Source organism: Colwellia sp. F1 (assembly GCF_056238625.1).
Genome location: NZ_JBWDLI010000015.1, coordinates 31,069 through 48,118, shown reverse-complemented (window position 1 = coordinate 48,118; position 17,050 = coordinate 31,069). Strand labels below are relative to the sequence as shown.

At 37.9% G+C, this 17,050-nt stretch carries 18 protein-coding genes; 10 read left to right on the top strand and 8 right to left on the bottom strand.

The window, feature by feature from the left end; genetic code table 11:
* Positions 1–80: 80 nt before the first annotated feature.
* Complete coding sequence (locus AC0UA9_RS13945; RefSeq protein ID WP_475660746.1) at positions 81–932, top strand: DUF2797 domain-containing protein; 852 nt, start codon at positions 81–83, stop codon at positions 930–932.
* Positions 933–1,023: 91 nt separating this feature from the next.
* Positions 1,024–1,869 (top strand): HDOD domain-containing protein, encoded by an 846-nt coding sequence (locus AC0UA9_RS13940; RefSeq protein WP_475660744.1) that lies wholly within the window; start codon positions 1,024–1,026, stop codon positions 1,867–1,869.
* A 100-nt stretch (positions 1,870–1,969) separates the two neighbouring features.
* Here the strand turns inward: AC0UA9_RS13940 and AC0UA9_RS13935 are convergent, their stop codons facing one another.
* A complete protein-coding gene (locus AC0UA9_RS13935) occupies positions 1,970–2,176 on the bottom strand; it encodes a cold-shock protein (RefSeq protein WP_033092258.1) in 207 nt (68 codons plus the stop codon).
* A 706-nt stretch (positions 2,177–2,882) separates the two neighbouring features.
* On the opposite strand from AC0UA9_RS13935, the gene AC0UA9_RS13930 reads away from it, so the two are divergent.
* Together AC0UA9_RS13930 and AC0UA9_RS13925 are read left to right on the top strand one after the other, a co-directional pair.
* Positions 2,883–3,182, top strand: coding sequence for a hypothetical protein (locus AC0UA9_RS13930; RefSeq protein ID WP_475660742.1), 300 nt, complete (start codon positions 2,883–2,885; stop codon positions 3,180–3,182).
* A gap of 327 nt (positions 3,183–3,509) precedes the next feature.
* Complete coding sequence (locus AC0UA9_RS13925) at positions 3,510–5,249, top strand: sensor domain-containing diguanylate cyclase (RefSeq protein WP_475660740.1); 1,740 nt, start codon at positions 3,510–3,512, stop codon at positions 5,247–5,249.
* Between the two features lie 26 nt (positions 5,250–5,275).
* Here the strand turns inward: AC0UA9_RS13925 and AC0UA9_RS13920 are convergent, their stop codons facing one another.
* Positions 5,276–5,944: a GntR family transcriptional regulator gene (locus tag AC0UA9_RS13920; RefSeq protein WP_475660738.1), complete on the bottom strand. Its 669-nt coding sequence runs from the start codon at positions 5,942–5,944 to the stop codon at positions 5,276–5,278.
* 672 nt (positions 5,945–6,616) lie between these two features.
* On the opposite strand from AC0UA9_RS13920, the gene AC0UA9_RS13915 reads away from it, so the two are divergent.
* From AC0UA9_RS13915 to rmf, 6 genes are all read left to right on the top strand, one after another.
* Positions 6,617–7,057, top strand: coding sequence for a c-type cytochrome (locus AC0UA9_RS13915; RefSeq protein WP_475660736.1), 441 nt, complete (start codon positions 6,617–6,619; stop codon positions 7,055–7,057).
* A 4-nt stretch (positions 7,058–7,061) separates the two neighbouring features.
* Entirely contained in the window at positions 7,062–8,450 is a 1,389-nt protein-coding gene (locus AC0UA9_RS13910; protein WP_475660734.1) for a cbb3-type cytochrome c oxidase subunit I, read from the top strand.
* A 313-nt stretch (positions 8,451–8,763) separates the two neighbouring features.
* Complete coding sequence (locus AC0UA9_RS13905; RefSeq protein WP_475660732.1) at positions 8,764–9,210, top strand: hypothetical protein; 447 nt, start codon at positions 8,764–8,766, stop codon at positions 9,208–9,210.
* Positions 9,211–9,267: 57 nt separating this feature from the next.
* Positions 9,268–10,257, top strand: coding sequence for a DUF4339 domain-containing protein (locus AC0UA9_RS13900; RefSeq protein WP_475660730.1), 990 nt, complete (start codon positions 9,268–9,270; stop codon positions 10,255–10,257).
* A gap of 316 nt (positions 10,258–10,573) precedes the next feature.
* A complete protein-coding gene (locus tag AC0UA9_RS13895) occupies positions 10,574–12,091 on the top strand; it encodes a S10 family peptidase (RefSeq protein WP_475660728.1) in 1,518 nt (505 codons plus the stop codon).
* Positions 12,092–12,504: 413 nt separating this feature from the next.
* Positions 12,505–12,678 (top strand): ribosome modulation factor, encoded by a 174-nt coding sequence (gene rmf, locus AC0UA9_RS13890; protein WP_475660727.1) that lies wholly within the window; start codon positions 12,505–12,507, stop codon positions 12,676–12,678.
* A gap of 138 nt (positions 12,679–12,816) precedes the next feature.
* Here the strand turns inward: rmf and AC0UA9_RS13885 are convergent, their stop codons facing one another.
* Genes AC0UA9_RS13885 through moaD form a run of 6 tightly spaced genes read right to left on the bottom strand, consistent with a single transcriptional unit; the run spans position 12,817 to position 17,040 of the window.
* Positions 12,817–13,581 carry a HesA/MoeB/ThiF family protein gene (locus AC0UA9_RS13885; RefSeq protein ID WP_475660725.1) on the bottom strand — a complete coding sequence of 255 codons (765 nt, stop codon included), beginning with the start codon at positions 13,579–13,581 and terminating at the stop codon, positions 12,817–12,819.
* Between the two features lie 53 nt (positions 13,582–13,634).
* Positions 13,635–14,798: a molybdenum ABC transporter ATP-binding protein gene (gene modC / locus AC0UA9_RS13880; RefSeq protein ID WP_475660724.1), complete on the bottom strand. Its 1,164-nt coding sequence runs from the start codon at positions 14,796–14,798 to the stop codon at positions 13,635–13,637.
* A complete protein-coding gene (modB, locus tag AC0UA9_RS13875) occupies positions 14,795–15,484 on the bottom strand; it encodes a molybdate ABC transporter permease subunit (RefSeq protein WP_475660722.1) in 690 nt (229 codons plus the stop codon). The genes modC and modB overlap by 4 nt, the downstream gene beginning before the upstream one ends.
* A gap of 1 nt (position 15,485) precedes the next feature.
* Entirely contained in the window at positions 15,486–16,298 is an 813-nt protein-coding gene (gene modA, locus AC0UA9_RS13870; protein WP_475660720.1) for a molybdate ABC transporter substrate-binding protein, read from the bottom strand.
* 14 nt (positions 16,299–16,312) lie between these two features.
* On the bottom strand, positions 16,313–16,789 hold the full coding sequence (gene moaE / locus AC0UA9_RS13865; protein ID WP_475660719.1) for a molybdopterin synthase catalytic subunit MoaE: 477 nt from the start codon (positions 16,787–16,789) through the stop codon (positions 16,313–16,315).
* 2 nt (positions 16,790–16,791) lie between these two features.
* Positions 16,792–17,040 carry a molybdopterin converting factor subunit 1 gene (gene moaD / locus AC0UA9_RS13860; protein ID WP_475660718.1) on the bottom strand — a complete coding sequence of 83 codons (249 nt, stop codon included), beginning with the start codon at positions 17,038–17,040 and terminating at the stop codon, positions 16,792–16,794.
* Positions 17,041–17,050: the final 10 nt, after the last annotated feature.

Here is a 17,050-nt window from a genome sequence, read left to right as displayed (position 1 = left end):
GGACTCGAAACAATGAACTCAAACTTCCTGAGAAAACTTATAACCTGTTAGATTTAAGAGAATATTTTAAGAGAGTAATAATGCCCATTTCAGCAATAGGCGCAGTTGAAAAATTAACTGCACAACTTGATAGTGATAACACTGTTCAATACCAACTTCCCTTAGCCCCTATTGACCCTGCAGGTCAACAACAAAGCATAGCGTTAAACCCACTTATTGGAAGTAAATTAACTTTAAACTTTCATGGGAAAATTGCTTGCAAGCATTGTGGCAAAGTGACTAAAAAAAGTTATTCTCAAGGCTTTTGTTATCCTTGTATGGCTAAACTGGCACAATGTGATATGTGTATTATGAAGCCAGAGACCTGTCATTACCACCTAGGTACTTGTCGAGAGCCACAATGGGGAGAAGCGCATTGTATGATTGACCATTTTGTTTACCTGTCAAATACTTCAGCTTTGAAAGTGGGTATCACCAGGCATACACAATTACCTACGCGTTGGATTGATCAGGGCGCGACTCAAGCATTGCCGATTTTTAAAGTGAGCACGCGCTTGCAATCAGGTTTGGTTGAAACAGCACTAGCAGAGTTGGTTAATGATAAAACGAACTGGCGTGCTATGCTTAGAGGGAGAAATGCGCCAATTGACTTAAAAGCACAAGCGGCACTGTTAATACCTAAGATAACACAACGTTTAGCAGAGATAACACTGAAGTATGGCGATAATGCCGTGCAGCGTTTAGATGAAGAAGTGGTAGATATTGTTTACCCTGTTAGCCAATACTTAACAAAAATAAGCTCTTTTAACTTTGACAAAACGCCAACAGTATCAGGTATATTATTAGGCATTAAAGGACAATATTTAATTTTTGAGCAAGGGGTGATTAATATGCGTAAATTTTCGTCTTATCAAATAAGTGTTGAATATTGATTTAATCTTTTATATGTAAGCTCAATTTATACTGCTAGCTTATTTATTAACAAATAGGCTAGCTCTAATAATCTTAACCGGAAAACTATGTATGACAGCGACTGAATATGCTAATCAAGCGGGTGAAATTTTTGTTTTATCAGACTCTTTTATTCGTATTAAAGAATTGATTGATGATGAATCTTCCACCATTGATGATATTAGTGATGTGATTATCATCGACCCTGCACTGACAGGCACCATTTTAAAGCTTGCTAATAGCTCATTTTTTAATTACCCGGGTAAAATTGACACCATATCCAAAGCTGTGTTGGTACTTGGTATCACTGAGGTGTATAACCTTGTTATTGCCTACTTTACGGCAAAAGCCTGCCAATCTCTGAATATTTCACAAGATTACTTAGACAATTTTTGGGGAGAAAGTGTTGACTGCGCTTTGCTGATTAAGTTTTTAGGTTGTCGTTTAGATATTCCAAATGGAGAACGATTATTTATTTTAGGCATGTTGCACAACTTAGGAGAATTGGTTGTTAAGCAAATTTCGCCACAGCACATTGCCACGTATGAAAGTAAGGAAGACAATTGCTTACCTTGGGAGAAACAACGAGAGATTTTAGGTTTTACTTTTGCTGAATGTGGTGCGGAGTTATTAAAAAACTGGCAGTTACCGTACAATATTGTTGCCCCTATCCGTAACCAAGATGAAGGGAACTTTGATTTGATTAATACTGAATCACAACTACTGTATATTTCTAAGCGGATCATGACTTACCAAAAATTAGTAAAATCAACTGATCAAGATGAGCTACTTAATGACTTACAATTATCATCATTAGGGGTAAGTAGCGAGATGTTAGGTGTCGCATCTGATTACTGTAGTTTAGAGCGCTTAGCTATTTTATCGGTTTTAAGTCCATCGGCAGTGACCATTTATTAGTGCTGTAGTTTTTCTCGGAGAAAACGCTAAACTACAGATACAAAAAAAGCGAGTTATCTAATAGATACTCGCTTTTTTTTGTGACTTTAATTAAAAAAAATTAAAGTGCAACAATGTTCTCAGCTTGAGGGCCTTTTTGACCATCAGTTACTGTGAATTCAACTTTTTGACCTTCAGCTAAAGTTTTGAAACCTTCGCCAACAATTGCGTTGAAGTGAGCGAAAACGTCAGGGCCATTTTCTTGCTCGATGAAACCAAAACCTTTAGCTTCGTTAAACCATTTTACTGTACCAGTAGTTGTAGACATAATTCTATCCTAATTTATTTATGAGTAATTGAGCTTGCATCAGCTTATCTTAAGCGAGCTGAAGAAGCAGGGTTTGCTAAAAAGTGTTGCTATTACTTATAAAACAGGACGTGCTAGTATCTACAAAGCAGAAATTAACGACGTAATGGTGTACAAAAATATAAAACTAACTTCAAGCGACTTGCATTATAGAGCGCTACCAATTGTTGTCAACAGTTATGTATCAATATTGGTAACTTTTAGCAAAATACAGTGTAAAAAGTGAGGCTTTTCGTCAGTCGCTATGCAGACGACAAGGTATATTACCCTTGTCACTGTGATGTTGTCATAGCATTAATATTGACTTTTATTTTTGTCTTTATATTTTTAAGCGTTACTGGTTTGAACGTTTGTTGTTAAAGAAAGCAATAGCCTTAACAGGGAAAATGCTATTAAATAATAAAAAAAATGCTTATATTAGTAGAGTGAGTATAGCTAGTGACAAAACCACTAACTTGATGATTAAAAAATCTATAGCCACTTGAAATAGACAATAATGTTATGCCGGCGGCAGTATTGCTTTAATCGTTTGCCTGTTCTTGGTTGTATAATAAGTAAGGCAGGCTTGAGAACAATGGCAAGGCTGTTGCAAGTAAATTTAACAATAACAGCAGAAAAGTAACAGCTAGCCTAATAGTGATTAAAGCACACGCTAGCTAGGGGCGCTATGAATAATTGGGTTAAAGTCAATTTAGGTGATGCCATGTTGGCGAGTGCAGCACTCTCAGATATTGAAGCGCATTTGCAACAGGTTTATAAAAGAGAAAATAAACCAAGTGCTTTACTTGCCGTGTACCGACATGAGTCTCAGGGGTTACATTGTAGTGTCATGGTATATTTAACAGCAGCGTTTCAACAGCTTGCTATGCTAGACAATACAATAGCTTGTCGTATGCCTGTTTTGTCAGACAGTGGCTTTTTAGCGGGGGATAAAGCTTGGTTTGTCAGTAAAATACCTGCTAGGTAGCTATTACAACAAAACAGTTTCGCTGCTATGAAGCAGTATTACACTTAGCGCAGGTTATTTAGTGGTACTAATGCCACGGTATTGTTTAAGTCATTATAAATTATTGATGGCTTGCACAGTATTTAGGCTAACTATTCATGCTGTATTTACTGTTATTATAATGTGAAGACATGATTAATATCATGCAACTGGAGCAAAAAGATCATTCAACTTAACTCAATCAGTAAGCTAGCGGTTGTCTACCTTGTTACTTGTATTTTTTTCTTTAGTAGTCTTACTTATGCGAACAGTGACGCGCCTTTTATTATAAAAGGAGCACAAATAGAAGTGTTGATTGATACTGAACATCAATTCACTGTAGACGATATTATTGGGCAAAATACAACACAAAAAAAGTTACTTTGGCAGCAAAATATATCAGAATCCCCTTCTTATGGGTTTTCCCCTCACACTTATTGGTTTCGTTTTACTTTGCCAGCCCAAGCAGATGAAAAACTATTAGAGCTCGATTATGGATTAATAGATGACATTTATTTCTATCGTATTGATAGTGAAAATAAAATTGTTGACACTATCTTTGCCGGTGATAAGCGTCAGTTTGTAGAGCGCTCTATACAGCATCGCGCCTTTTTATTTCCGATCCCTAAAACCGTTCAAGACCAAACCATTGTGTTAAAAGTACGCTCGTCTAGTGCAATACAATTTTCGTTAGCACTTTGGCCACAAAAGGCCTTTTTTGAGCAAGATCAGTATTTTTTATTCGGCCATGGCCTGTATTATGGTCTGATATTGGTGATGTGTTTATATAACCTATTTTTATTTTTAAGGGTGCGCGATAAGGTTTATGCCTTTTATGTGATTTATGTTTCTATTTTTGCCTTAAATCAACTAACGTTATCAGGTTTTGCTTACCAATTTATCTGGCCTAATTTACCACTATGGAATGAAAAGAGCTTAGCGGTTTTTTCTCCTTTAGCTTTGATTTGCGCACTTTTATTTGTTAATACCTTTTTAAAATTGAAGTATTGCTATTCTAAACTTTACCGTATTACATCGGTGCAAATTGTTATTTACGCTATCACTGCGCTACTGAGTATTATCTATCCTTATGCCGTTATGATTCCTTATGTGGCAAGTTTTTCAATTGTAACTACGTTAACGATTTTAATTGTAAGCTACTACGCTATGTTTGACAGAAGATCGAAATATGATTTTTATTTCTCTGCTGCATGGACCGCATTATTAATTGGAGTGGCAATATTGTCGATGAATAAGCTCGGCTTATTGCCTCGAACCACGCTAACTGAGTCTGCTGCCCAAATCGGCTCTGCCATTGAGGTCGTTTTATTATCATTTGCGCTTGCTGAACGGCTTTATGACGCCATGCAGCGACGTTTAATTGCAGAAAGAGAGTCTTTTCGTATTAAAGAAGAGCTTATTGAGACTCAGAAAAAACAAAACCAAGCGCTTGAAGTCAGTGTGGCGTCACGCACAGAAGACCTTCAACAAGCGCTAGAAAAAGTGAAGTTCCTTAACGAAGAGTTGTCTTATTTGTCAACAGTCGATCAAGTGACAGGTGTACGTAACCGTCGCTACTTTGATGATATGTTAAGTCAAGAGTTTGTTAGGGCTGCTCGTACTCAGTCGACTTTATCGTTAATAATGCTTGATCTTGATCATTTTAAACAGATCAATGATAACTATAGTCATTTAGCGGGTGATCTCTGTTTAAAGCGGGTAGCTAGCACAATGCACAATATTGTTAAACGCACGCCTGATTTAGTTTGTCGTTATGGCGGGGAAGAATTAGTGGTGATTTTGCCTGAGACTAAACATCAAGGAGCAATGATTATTGCCGAGCAGATTCGTCACGAGATAGAAAATCTAGCGATTACATATTCAGAGCACACCATAAAAATTACAGCAAGTTTGGGGGTGGCTAGTGTAGTGCCAGAGATGAACCAAACAGCAGCGTTATTGATAGCGCTAGCTGATAAAGCACTGTATCAGGCAAAAAAAGACGGAAGAAACTGCATTAGCAGCATTAATAATGACTCCAAAGCATAGATACACACTGGCTTTAAAGTGTTATTTTAGCTTTTACTTGATTCTCGTAAAACTAAAAAAGCTTTAATTTCATCACGAGAACTTAAAATATGCTGCTTTAATTTTGCTACCGCATTAACTATATCGCGCTCTTTGCAAAATGCTAAGAGCTCGGCATGCTCTGGCCCCGCTTTAGAAATACCACCAGCCCATAATAAATGCATACGAATATATCGATCAGCATTCTTGTTAAGAATATTGACTAAGTCAGCTGTTTGTGGACGATTGGCGCCTGAATATAGACAGTTATGAAAACGAGAGTTTAACTCGCTCCAGGTATTCGCGGCATTTTCTTTACCTAAAGCACTATCAAGGCTGGCTAAAATTTCAGTCGCTTGTCTCAGAGCATCATCAGTAATATTAACCAAAGACGCTGCTAGTAAGTCGCCTTCGATCATTGCTCTTAGTTCAAATAACTCATCAACTTGATCAAGGTTTAATTCTGTTGCGCTAGCGCCTTTGTGTGGTTCAAACGCCACCAAACCTTCAGCTTCTAGTTGCAATAAAGCTTCGCGTACAGGAATTCGGCTAACATTTAATTCCTCTGCCAATGCTGCTTGACGTAAGGGTTGTCCTGCAATGATCTCACCGCTAAGTATTTTTTCACGCAACAACTCAACCACAAGCTGAGTGCGAGTTTTGTATTCAATTGCCATTAGTTTTTACCATTATTGTTATTATCACGTTAGTAAAGTGCTTACTTTATACAAGGTATTATAAAGACATTGGTAATGAAAAAAAGAGCAAAACGTTTTTAACGCTAAAGCGTGAGTATTTCTTAACTACATACTTTAGCGCATGTAATTAGTCTGGATTAAATCAAAGTGGTGAAGAAGTAGTAGAAGAAAGGCGAACTAATGCTATTCCCTCTATTTTTGCGCTTCTCTATTCTTTTACTATTATGTATTTAGAACACGCGCTTATTTATGGAGGTATACCAACTTATATAGAGCAAGGAAAAAGCAGTTAGTTTAAGAGTGCCTTACGGGCAAAGTAGTGAAGTAATGACAAAGTTTGTAAGGTTATTTATGCGTGTGTTACTAAAAATACAATCAGATTATATCCTTTACTTTTATAAGGTTATAGTTTTTTTCTTGTTTTTATATGGAAAGTTTTTAACTGTTATTTGATATGGCGCAACAATTAGTAACATTTTGTTGTACTTTCTCAAAAGACAGCAATATTTTGATTTCTAACAAGGGACACTCTGTATTTTTTGAGCTATGCTTATTATGCTTTTATTAACATAACTAACGATAATAAGTAAATTTACGTACCAACGTATACGAACTAACGTATGAATTTTTTTATTCATTAAGGGATACACCATGTCAGAGAGCTTTACTAAAGGCATGGCAAGGAATATTTATTACGGGGGGAGTGTTTTCTTCTTCTTAATATTCTTAGCTTTGACTTTTCACACTACTAAAGAGATGCCTAAACGGGATCATCGGCACAATATTACCGAGGCGGTAGAGCGCGGTAAGCATTTGTGGGAAAAAAACAACTGTATCGGTTGCCACTCATTAATTGGTGAAGGCGCTTACTTTGCTCCTGAGTTAGTGAATGTTTACAACCGTCGAGGTGGTGAAGCAGGGTTTAAATCATTTTTAAATGGCTGGATGAACGCACAGCCATTAAATATACCTGGGCGCCGTCAAATGCCAAACTTTCACTTAAGCGATCAAGAAATTGATGATTTAGCTGAGTTCTTAAAGTGGGCATCAGAGATGGATACTAACACCTGGCCACCAAACATTGAAGGATAGTGCTGTGAATACTTTAAAATATCAATCACAAGCTGTAGCAAAGCCTTATTTTGTTTTTGCTATGATCTTGTTCGTCGGCCAGATTCTTTTTGGCTTATTAATGGGCTTGCAATACGTTGTTGGCGACATTGTTGGGGGGTTAATTCCATTTAACGTCGCGCGTATGGTACATACTAACCTACTGATTGTTTGGTTATTATTTGGCTTTATGGGGGCTGCTTATTATATGGTGCCCGAAGAGGCCGAAACTGAGCTATATAGCCCTAAATTAGCGATGATCCTATTTTGGATATTTGCTGCTGCCGGTGTTTTAACAATATTAGGTTATTTACTTGTTCCTTATTCAACTCTGGCTGATATCACTTTTAATGAATTGTGGCCTACCATGGGACGTGAATTCTTGGAACAACCAACCATTATAAAAATTGGTATTGTTGTGGTTGCTCTAGGTTTCTTGTTTAACTTAGGTATGACCATGCTCAAAGGTCGTAAAACTGCGATCAATATGGTGTTGATGACAGGTTTAATAGGTTTAGCAGTATTCTTCTTATTCGCTTTTTATAACCCAACTAACTTAGCCTTAGATAAATACTTCTGGTGGTTTGTTGTTCACCTGTGGGTTGAAGGTGTTTGGGAATTAATTATGGGCGCTATTTTAGCTTACGTATTAATTAAAGTTACGGGTGTTGACCGCGAAGTAATTGAAAAGTGGTTATATGTGATTATCGCATTAGCGCTTATCTCAGGTATTTTAGGTACAGGCCATCATTTCTATTGGTTAACAACGCCAGAATATTGGCAGTGGATTGGTTCAGTATTCTCAGCACTTGAACCGCTACCTTTCTTTGCTATGGTGTTGTATGCCTTTAATATGGTTAACCGCCGTCGTCGTGAACATCCGAATAAAGCAGCGACTTTATGGGCATTAGGTACAGCAGTTATGTCGTTCTTAGGCGCAGGTGTGTGGGGCTTCCTACATTCACTTTCATTTGTAAACTACTACACCCATGGTTCACAAATAACGGCTGCTCATGGGCATATGGCTTTCTATGGTGCATATGCCATGATCGTGATGACCATTATCTCTTATGCCATGCCTAAACTACGTGGTATTGGAGAAGCTAATTGTAATAAAGCACAAGTGACTGAAATGTGGGGTTTCTGGTTGATGACAGTGTCTATGGTGTTTATCACATTGTTCTTAACCGGCGCTGGTATTTTACAAGTGTGGTTACAGCGTTTACCCGAAACTGGTGAAGCATTAAGCTTTATGGCAACACAAGATAAACTTGCCATATTCTATTGGGCACGTGAAATTGCTGGCGTTATATTCTTGCTAGGCTTATTTGCTTATTTATATAGCTTTTTTATCACTAAAAAGACGGCAGCATAAGTCACTGCTAACGCTATAAACGAGAATATTTATAATACTAAAAACCGTGAATGAAAATTCGCGGTTTTTTTTAATGCACTACCAATATCCCCCCCCATGTTTTCCTTATGATTTGGAGAAAACAAGGTAAGTTATGGGTAATACTGTCTTCTATAAGTTATTAAAAAATAAAGATTAAAATACGATTTGGTAAACGGTTTGTAAAGTAATGGTTAAAAAACATCATATCATTTGATAAGTTTTCTAAGTAGGGATATACTCAATTAACTTGGTAATATAATTAATTTATGTTTAAAACAGTGGAAGGGTTAAAATGAAGAAATGGCTTTTTTCTAATGACGGTGAAACAACCGAAGCATTAACTTTTGACGAAGCACAACGTTATGTTAAAAAGTATGAAAACTCTAATCTTTATGTTTGGAACCCATCTTTTACTCATTGGCTACCACTGCATGAGGTTGAAGAGCTAAAGGTAGATATCAATATACCACCACCACCAGGCTCAATTCCAACAGAGCTATTAGAGGCATATAAGAACAAAGAAGAAGCATTATTTGCAACACTGGCACGTGTTGATAATACCCTAGGAAATAGCCGAACAGCCATTTCTGAGATCGGTCACGATATTGATACATACAGCGGCTTTACTGAAGAGCTAAATGCTGAAGTAGAAGAAACAATTGCAAAGATACATGACCAATATAGTGCTTTGCAGAATAGCCTTAAGGCATCATCAAAAAGCAAACTTATGCATAGGTAAGTTCATTTTTTAATAGGTTTTTTATTTTTAAAACAGAATATGAAAGGCGAATGGATTATGGAAAAATGGTATCTTTCAGAGAATGATAAAGTTAGCGGGCCGTATAACATAGATGATGTTCAAAGCTTGGTTGCTAATAATGCTGATTTGTATGGTTGGAACCCATCTTATAGTCATTGGTTGCCGGTGACAAAAATAGAAGAATTTAAATCTTTTGTTTCTCAAAATGTAGCTACAGCGCAAGTATCAGAAGAGCTTATTGAAAAGTTTGACAATAAAAAACAAGAGCTTGTTAAAAAAGTGGCTTTTATTGATACTGTCACCGAAAAAACGACTAGAGCAATAAAGCGCTTTGAAGATGAGATTAATAAATATAAAGAGTTAACACAGCAATTTGACGCTGAAATTCAAGAAAATATCATACCGTTAGAAAAAAAATACAATAGTATTTTAAAACAGTTGATGGATCTTCAAAAAGCGACACTGATATCAAAACAAGAAATAGCGGATGTAGCTGTTGAGTTTGACGCATTAGTGTCAAATAATAGCAGTGAAATGAACCGTGAAGGATCGGCCGATACCGCTATTACACAAGAAAAAGACAGGGCAGTAAGGACCAAACCTATTGTGCCAACTAAGCCAGTCACTGGAGTAGAGCCAAAAATAACTAGCGCGGTAAGCGCTGAAAAACTCAAGTCGTCGGTTGTACCGATTAGAGCAACGCCTAAAGAAGCACCTGCGAAAGAAGTACCCGCTAAAGCAGCGCCCTTGTTAGCAAAAGGTAAAGTTGACACCAGCATAACAGACGAGCTTAAATCGTTAGCAGCTGAAAAAAAGAGCTTTAAAGATAAATTAAGATCAGTATTCGCTAAAGAAGATGAAGAGCAATCATCAGCTTCTTTTTCTGAGCGTTTAAAGCAGCTCAATAAAGAAGAAACTCCTGTTAGCCAAAGTAAAGAAGAAGATGTTGTTCACCTTGATATCGACTCAACTGACACCTTTCAAATGGATGAAGAGCCTGTAATTAAGCATAGAAGAAGACGTTAATCGCCAGAAACAGTAACGAGCGTTTATTCATTATTGTGTTATCGCTAAAACGCCTGTAACAACTATTTGTTACAGGCGTTTTTAATTATAGGTTTGCTCATTGAACTGTTTAGTCATCCTTTTATGCTAAGGCAAGTAGCAAAATTTAATCTTGTTATTTTGTTGGTCTATCTTAAATTTATGATAGCTAATACCTTTTATGTTAGGTTGTATTAACATCGCTAACGGTGTGAGCATTGCTACTGTCTGTGCATAAACTCGCTCACTTTTTTAACGTAATAGCTATTATCACTAACAATTATCACAGAGGCGTACAATGAAATTATATACCAGACTTGCCCCTATCCTTATTTTGCTTGGAATGACATTTAGTGTTACCACACACGCTGATAATGAACGAAACATTGTTGTTGATGAACAGCAAACCAGCAAGCACAGTACTAAAATAAACGGGAACAAAATAAAGTACAGTGCTACCACAGGCACTCAACCAGTATGGGATGAAGAGGGGCACCCAACGGCAAGCCTCTTTTATACTTATTACCAACGAACAGATATCAAAGACAATAGTAAGCGTCCTTTGTTAATTTCATTCAACGGAGGGCCAGGCTCTGCTTCTGTTTGGATGCATGTTGCCTATACAGGCCCTAAAATACTGAATGTTGACGAAGAAGGGTACCCACTGCAACCCTATGGCGTGAAGGTAAACCCTTACTCTATTTTAGATGTAGCAGATATTGTATTTGTTAATCCTGTCAACACAGGTTACTCAAGAGTTTTACCTAACAAGCATGGAGACATGCCAAGTAAGGCAGAGCAAAAAAAAATGTTTTTTGGCGTTAATGCTGACGTAAAATACTTAGCTGAATGGATCAATACATTTGTTAGTCGCAATAACCGTTGGCGATCGCCTAAGTATCTGATTGGCGAAAGCTATGGTACTACCCGTGTTTCAGGTTTGGCCTTGGCTTTACAGCAACAACAATGGATGTATATCAATGGCGTAATTTTAGTGTCGCCAACAGATATTGGCATTAAGCGAGACGGCCCTGTTAAGGCTGCTAATCGTTTACCCTATTTTGCAGCTGCAGCTTGGTACCACAAAGCTTTGTCTAATCAGTATCAGTCGAAAGATTTAAATGAATTTTTGCCAGAAGTAGAAAATTTTACAATCAATAAGTATATTCCAGCACTCGCAAAAGGAGGGTTTATTTCTTCTGTTGAAAAACAAGATATTGCAAAACAAGTGGCTTTATATGCCGGCTTGTCTGTAGAAGCAGTTTTGGCTAACAATTTAGACGTAGACAATAACTTTTTTTGGAAAGAATTATTACGTGATAGAAAACAAACAGTGGGTCGCCTAGACTCACGCTATTTAGGGATTGATAAAAAGGTTGCTGGTTCTCGCCCTGACTACAATGCAGAGTTAACTTCTTGGCTACATAGCTTTACCCCTGCAATCAATTATTATTTACGTGAAGAGCTACATTATAAAACAGACATTAAATATAACATGTTTGGTAACGTTCACCCATGGGACAGAAGCAATAACAATACCGGTGAAAACTTGCGCTTAGCCATGGCACAAAATCCGTATTTGCATGTTATGATCCAGTCGGGGTATTTTGATGGTGCTACCAACTATTTTGATGCTAAATACACAATGTGGCAATTAGATCCTAGCGGACAAATGCGTGACCGCTTATCGTTTAAAGGCTATAGAAGTGGTCACATGATGTACCTTAGACATGAAGACTTAAAGCAATCGAATCAAGACATTCGTGATTTTATTATGCAGACACTACCGGCAAAAAACCAAGCTGCTAAGTATTAGAAACAGCAGCACTACAAGGGGAGTTAATACTCCCCTGTAAGCTACTTTAAAAAGTACTATAACAATTGTTTGTTAGACTATCTTCGTATAATAACTTAATTCTTATAACACCATATTCTATAGTAATGAGCTATTTCACTGTAATGAGTTGTTTTATTGGAGAGAAATATTAGCTGATAAAATGACCATACCCTAGTAATATTTATATTATATTTGGCAACATTCTTTCTTACTTTCATGCTTGCATATCGGATCTAAATCCTTTTAAATGAGATGTCGATTGAGATTTCATGGCGCATCATTTATTGTCTAGGGTGCGCAGCTCGATCGGCCACAACGTAGTTTTATTATCACTATTTTTAGTTGGTAATTTAAAAGATACTTTTTAAATTATAGTTACGAGGTGTAAAATAATGAAAAGACAGAAAAGAGATAAGTTAGGCAGAGCGCACTCAAACGGTTATCAAGCAGGTCTTAGCGGTAAATCAAAAGATCACTGCCCTTATCAAGGAACTGACGTTAAATCAGAATGGCTAGGAGGATGGCGAGCAGCAGTAACAGACAGAAATATGGGGCTGTTCAAGTAATAGCGCATAATAGCGCAGTAAGGTTACGCGCAAAGTAACCTTGCAATGTCATTGCAATAATCTAGTAGTCGCTGCCAATACCAATGTTGGCAGCTCATTTTCTACCTTCCTTTTAAACTTACCTATTAATGACTATTGCTACCCACCCTTGGCGCAAACAGCGCAGTCAGCTTGTTTTTTTATCTGAAACTGTTGCCACTGGTTTGATAAGCCGTCAAATAAGTTTAACTGATTAATTTGCACGTTATTCTCACTTTTAGTAGCGGTTAATAACTTGATGGCTTGTAAGGCTTGCATACCAGCAATAATAGCAAGCACAGGCCCTAAAATACCGATAGTTTGGCAGTTATTCGTTGGCGCTTTAACAGCCGTAGGAAATAAGCAATGGTAACAAGCGCTAGTTTTATCTCTAGGGTCAACCACGAGTTGTTGGCCGTCAAATCCTGTTGCTGCGCCTATGATTAAAGGAATTTTATGTCTGACACAAGCCTGATTAATTAAATAGCGTGTTGCTATATTGTCTGAGCAGTCGAGCACTAAGTCGACTTGCGGAAAGTAATAATCACATGACTCTTGATCAAGCATCTCATCAATTACTTCAATGTTGCTATCGGGAAATTGCGTACTTAGTTTTTCAGCGGCAACATCGGCTTTATTTTCATTAATATCTTGCTCACTAAATTGGATCTGACGCGGTAAGTTACTGATCTCTATGGTATCACCGTCAGCTAAGTACAAGTTTCCCACACCAGCAGCCGTTAAATATAAACTGGCGGGGTTACCTAAACCGCCGACACCAACAATAAGCACCTTGGCATTTTGCAAAGCTATTTGCCCGTGCTCCCCAATTTTATCCATGATTATTTGTCGTGAATACTTAAGTTGTTCTTGCGTTGTTAACACTGTAATACCTTTATAATGATTGCAGGTGTAGTTATGAAAATGAATACTTACCTTTAACTAAGAAATGTACGAACGGCGCTGGCCTTAAATTGTAAATATACTTGTTGATTAATGCTCAGTGCTAGTTTTTGTTGTGAAAAAGCACTTATACTAATAAAAAATTCTTGCGCTACTTTACCTCTTACTGTTACCGCAGTGAGTAACACTTTGTTTTCCTTACTAGTAAGGGAGCTTATTTTTACCAAAAGCTGGTTAACAATAGAAGAGTTGCTTGGCTCAATTAATGAGATACTAATATCACTCGCAAAAATAAAACAGCGCAATATATTACCTAACGGCACTGCTGCAAGCGTCGGTAAATAAATTTCGTCCAGATCATTTAAAGCCAAAACGGTTAAGCCTTGCCCATTATCAATAGTTTTAATAGGCAGAGACAAACTGGTTTGTTGCTCAATTAAGTTATTATTTTTGACATTACCTTGCGGTGAACTTTGACCTTGTTCATGGTTTAATTGATGGATCATCGCGTGAATTTTATCATAGCCGACCACTTTACCTTGTGACAGTACCAGCAGTTTATTGCAAACCTGCTGTAACTCCTCAAGAGAATGGCTGATATAAAGCATAGGTAATTGTAATTGCTTTTGAATAGCAAAAACTAACTTCAATAGGCTGGCTTTGGCTTGTTTATCAAGTGCACTTAATGGCTCGTCTAATAAGAGTAATTTGGGTTCAGCGAGAATTGCTCTGGCTAATGCTACTCGTTGCTTTTGTCCGCCAGATAATTCGTCAACATGTTGGTCTAATAAGCTTTCTAGTTCAGTTAGTTTAACTATTTCATTAAAGTCTAAGCGACGATTTTTACAACGTTTAGCAGCAAATTTTAGGTTGCTTACAACAGACAAGTGTGGAAATAAACGCGAGTCTTGAAAAACTAAGCCAATGTTTCTGTGTTCGGCGTTAACAAAACATTTAGTGTGACTGTTAACTAAATAAGAGCCATTGAGTTTAATGCTGCCAGTTAGCCTTTTTTCTAACCCCGCAATGGCGCGTAACAGGGTTGATTTTCCCGACCCTGAATGGCCAAAAATTCCGGTAATGCCTTGCAAAGAAAGTGTTTGATGAATCTTTAACTGAAAAGGGTTGACGCTAAGCTGTTCAAAAGTCAGCTGAATATTTATCGCTAAACTAGCGGGTTTGTCATTGAAAATTGTCATGTGCTAGCCTTTTTTATTGGTGTTTTTCGTGGGCTATTGAGTAAATAAACCGAGGCTAATAACACCATAGACCCGATTAACAAACTGATGGCGAGAACGTGCGCTCTGGCGTAATCAAACGCTTCAACATGATCAAAAAGCGCGAGCGATAACACGCGCGTTTCACCGGGAATATTACCACCAATCATTAATATTACACCAAACTCACCAACCGTATGGGCAAAGCCTAAGCTGGCAGCAGTGATAAAGCTGGCTTTTGTCATGGGAAAAACAATATTGAAAAACCTGTCTATACTGTTCGCGCCTAGCATTGAGCCTGCTTCAAGTAGTGGCTCGCCTAGCTGTTCAAACGCTTTTTGTAAGGGTTGCACCACAAAGGGCATAGAATAAAGCACAGAACCAATAACAATTGCTGAGAAACTAAAAGCTAATTGCTGTCCGGTAGCTTGCTGCCATAACTGTCCAGGTAAGTGTTGAGGCGAAAAAGCAATAAGTAAGTAAAACCCCAGTACTGTAGGGGGTAAAACCAAGGGTAGGGCGACAATTGCTTCAATAATGACTTTGTAGCGGCTTGTCATTTTAGCAAGAAGCCAAGCAAGAGGCGTACCAAGCAGCAGCAGAATGATTGTGGTTAAGCCGGCCATTTTTAAGGTGGTAATCAAGGCAAGTAAGTCTGGGTCTAGCATATTACTGTTGCTCTAACGCGGCATAGCCAAAATTGATAATTTTTTCTTGTACGCTTGGTGATAGTAAGTAGTTACTTAATGATTTTGCCTGCTCAATGTTGGTGCTATTTTTCATAATAACAAGCTGCTGGGCAATGGGCTGATGATGATCTGACGGAATAATAGTACCGGGTAACTGATTGAGTATCAATTGACTGTTCGCCACTAAACCGCTGCTCACCGCTTGAGTGCGTACTTGCGCAAAGGTTTGGTTGATATTCATCCCAACAATTAATCTAGGCTTATACTGTTGCCAAAGGCCTAAATGCACTAATGTTTCTTTAGCGGCCTTGCCGTAAGGCGCTGTATCTGGGTTTGCGATGGCAAAGCGTGTTGGTGTCTGGGTTAAATCATTAATGCGCATTACACGATTCATTGACAAAATAGCTAGTTGGCCTTGCGCATAAGTGTGCCGGCTATTGGGTAGGGTTAAGCCCTGCTCTTCAAGTTGTTTGGGCCGAACGCTATCAGCGGCAATAAAAATATCAAATGGGGCGCCATGTTGTATTTGAATAAACATAGCGCCGGTTGCACCACTAATAACTTGCGTGTTGATTTGTGTTTTTTGCTGAAAGTCAATTAAGAGCTTTTTTAATGCAGGGGTGAAATTTGATGCAACGGCAATGCGCAAGGGCTGTGTATTATTTGACAAGCCCTTATTCGCGATAGCGTCTGTAGGTTTACTCAACGTATTATTAGAAAAAAGTAAAGCAATAGATAATAAACCTACCATGCTTACATAATAGTATAGTTTTTTTATATAATACAAGTGCATAACATATTAACCCTTTACCAGCTCCTTGCTTTCTTATGATCACTCATTTTAGCATCTAGCCAGTTAACGCCTTCTTTACTTGCTTCTTTTTTCCAAAAAGGCGCTTGTACTTTTAAGTAGTCCATAATAAATTCATTAGCTGCAAACGCGTCTGCACGATGTTTACTAGTGACACCCACAAAAACAATTTGCTCGCCAATAAAAAGCTCACCCACACGATGGATAACTTTTACTCGCCCTAAACACCAGCGCTCTTTTGCTTGGTTAATAATAGCGGCTATAGATTTTTCAGTCATTTGTGGGTAATGCTCTAGTATTAAACTCGTAACGTTTGTCCCATCGTTTTGATTGCGTACTCGGCCAACAAAAGTCACGATAGCGCCATCGGTCGCATTGTCTTTCTCAAGTAAGGCAACCTCATCAGCTAGGTTAAAGTCATGGCGTTGTATAGAAACTTCAATTTGTCTAAACGTATCTATGGGCTTAGTCATTGTTAACCACCGGTTACTGGCGGAAAGAAGGCAACTTCATCACCTGCCTTGATTGGTTGTTCATCACTCACCATATTGTGGTTAACCGCCGCTAATAAAACACTACTTGCAAAGGTGTTTTGCCATTGTTCATCTGTCTCGGCAAGTTGTTTTTTTACATCGGCAACAGTGGTTAGTTTTTCACTGTTTAATGATAATTCACTACAATTAAGCTGCTCGCGTAGCGCGGCAAAAAAAACGACTTTGATCATAATTTATCTC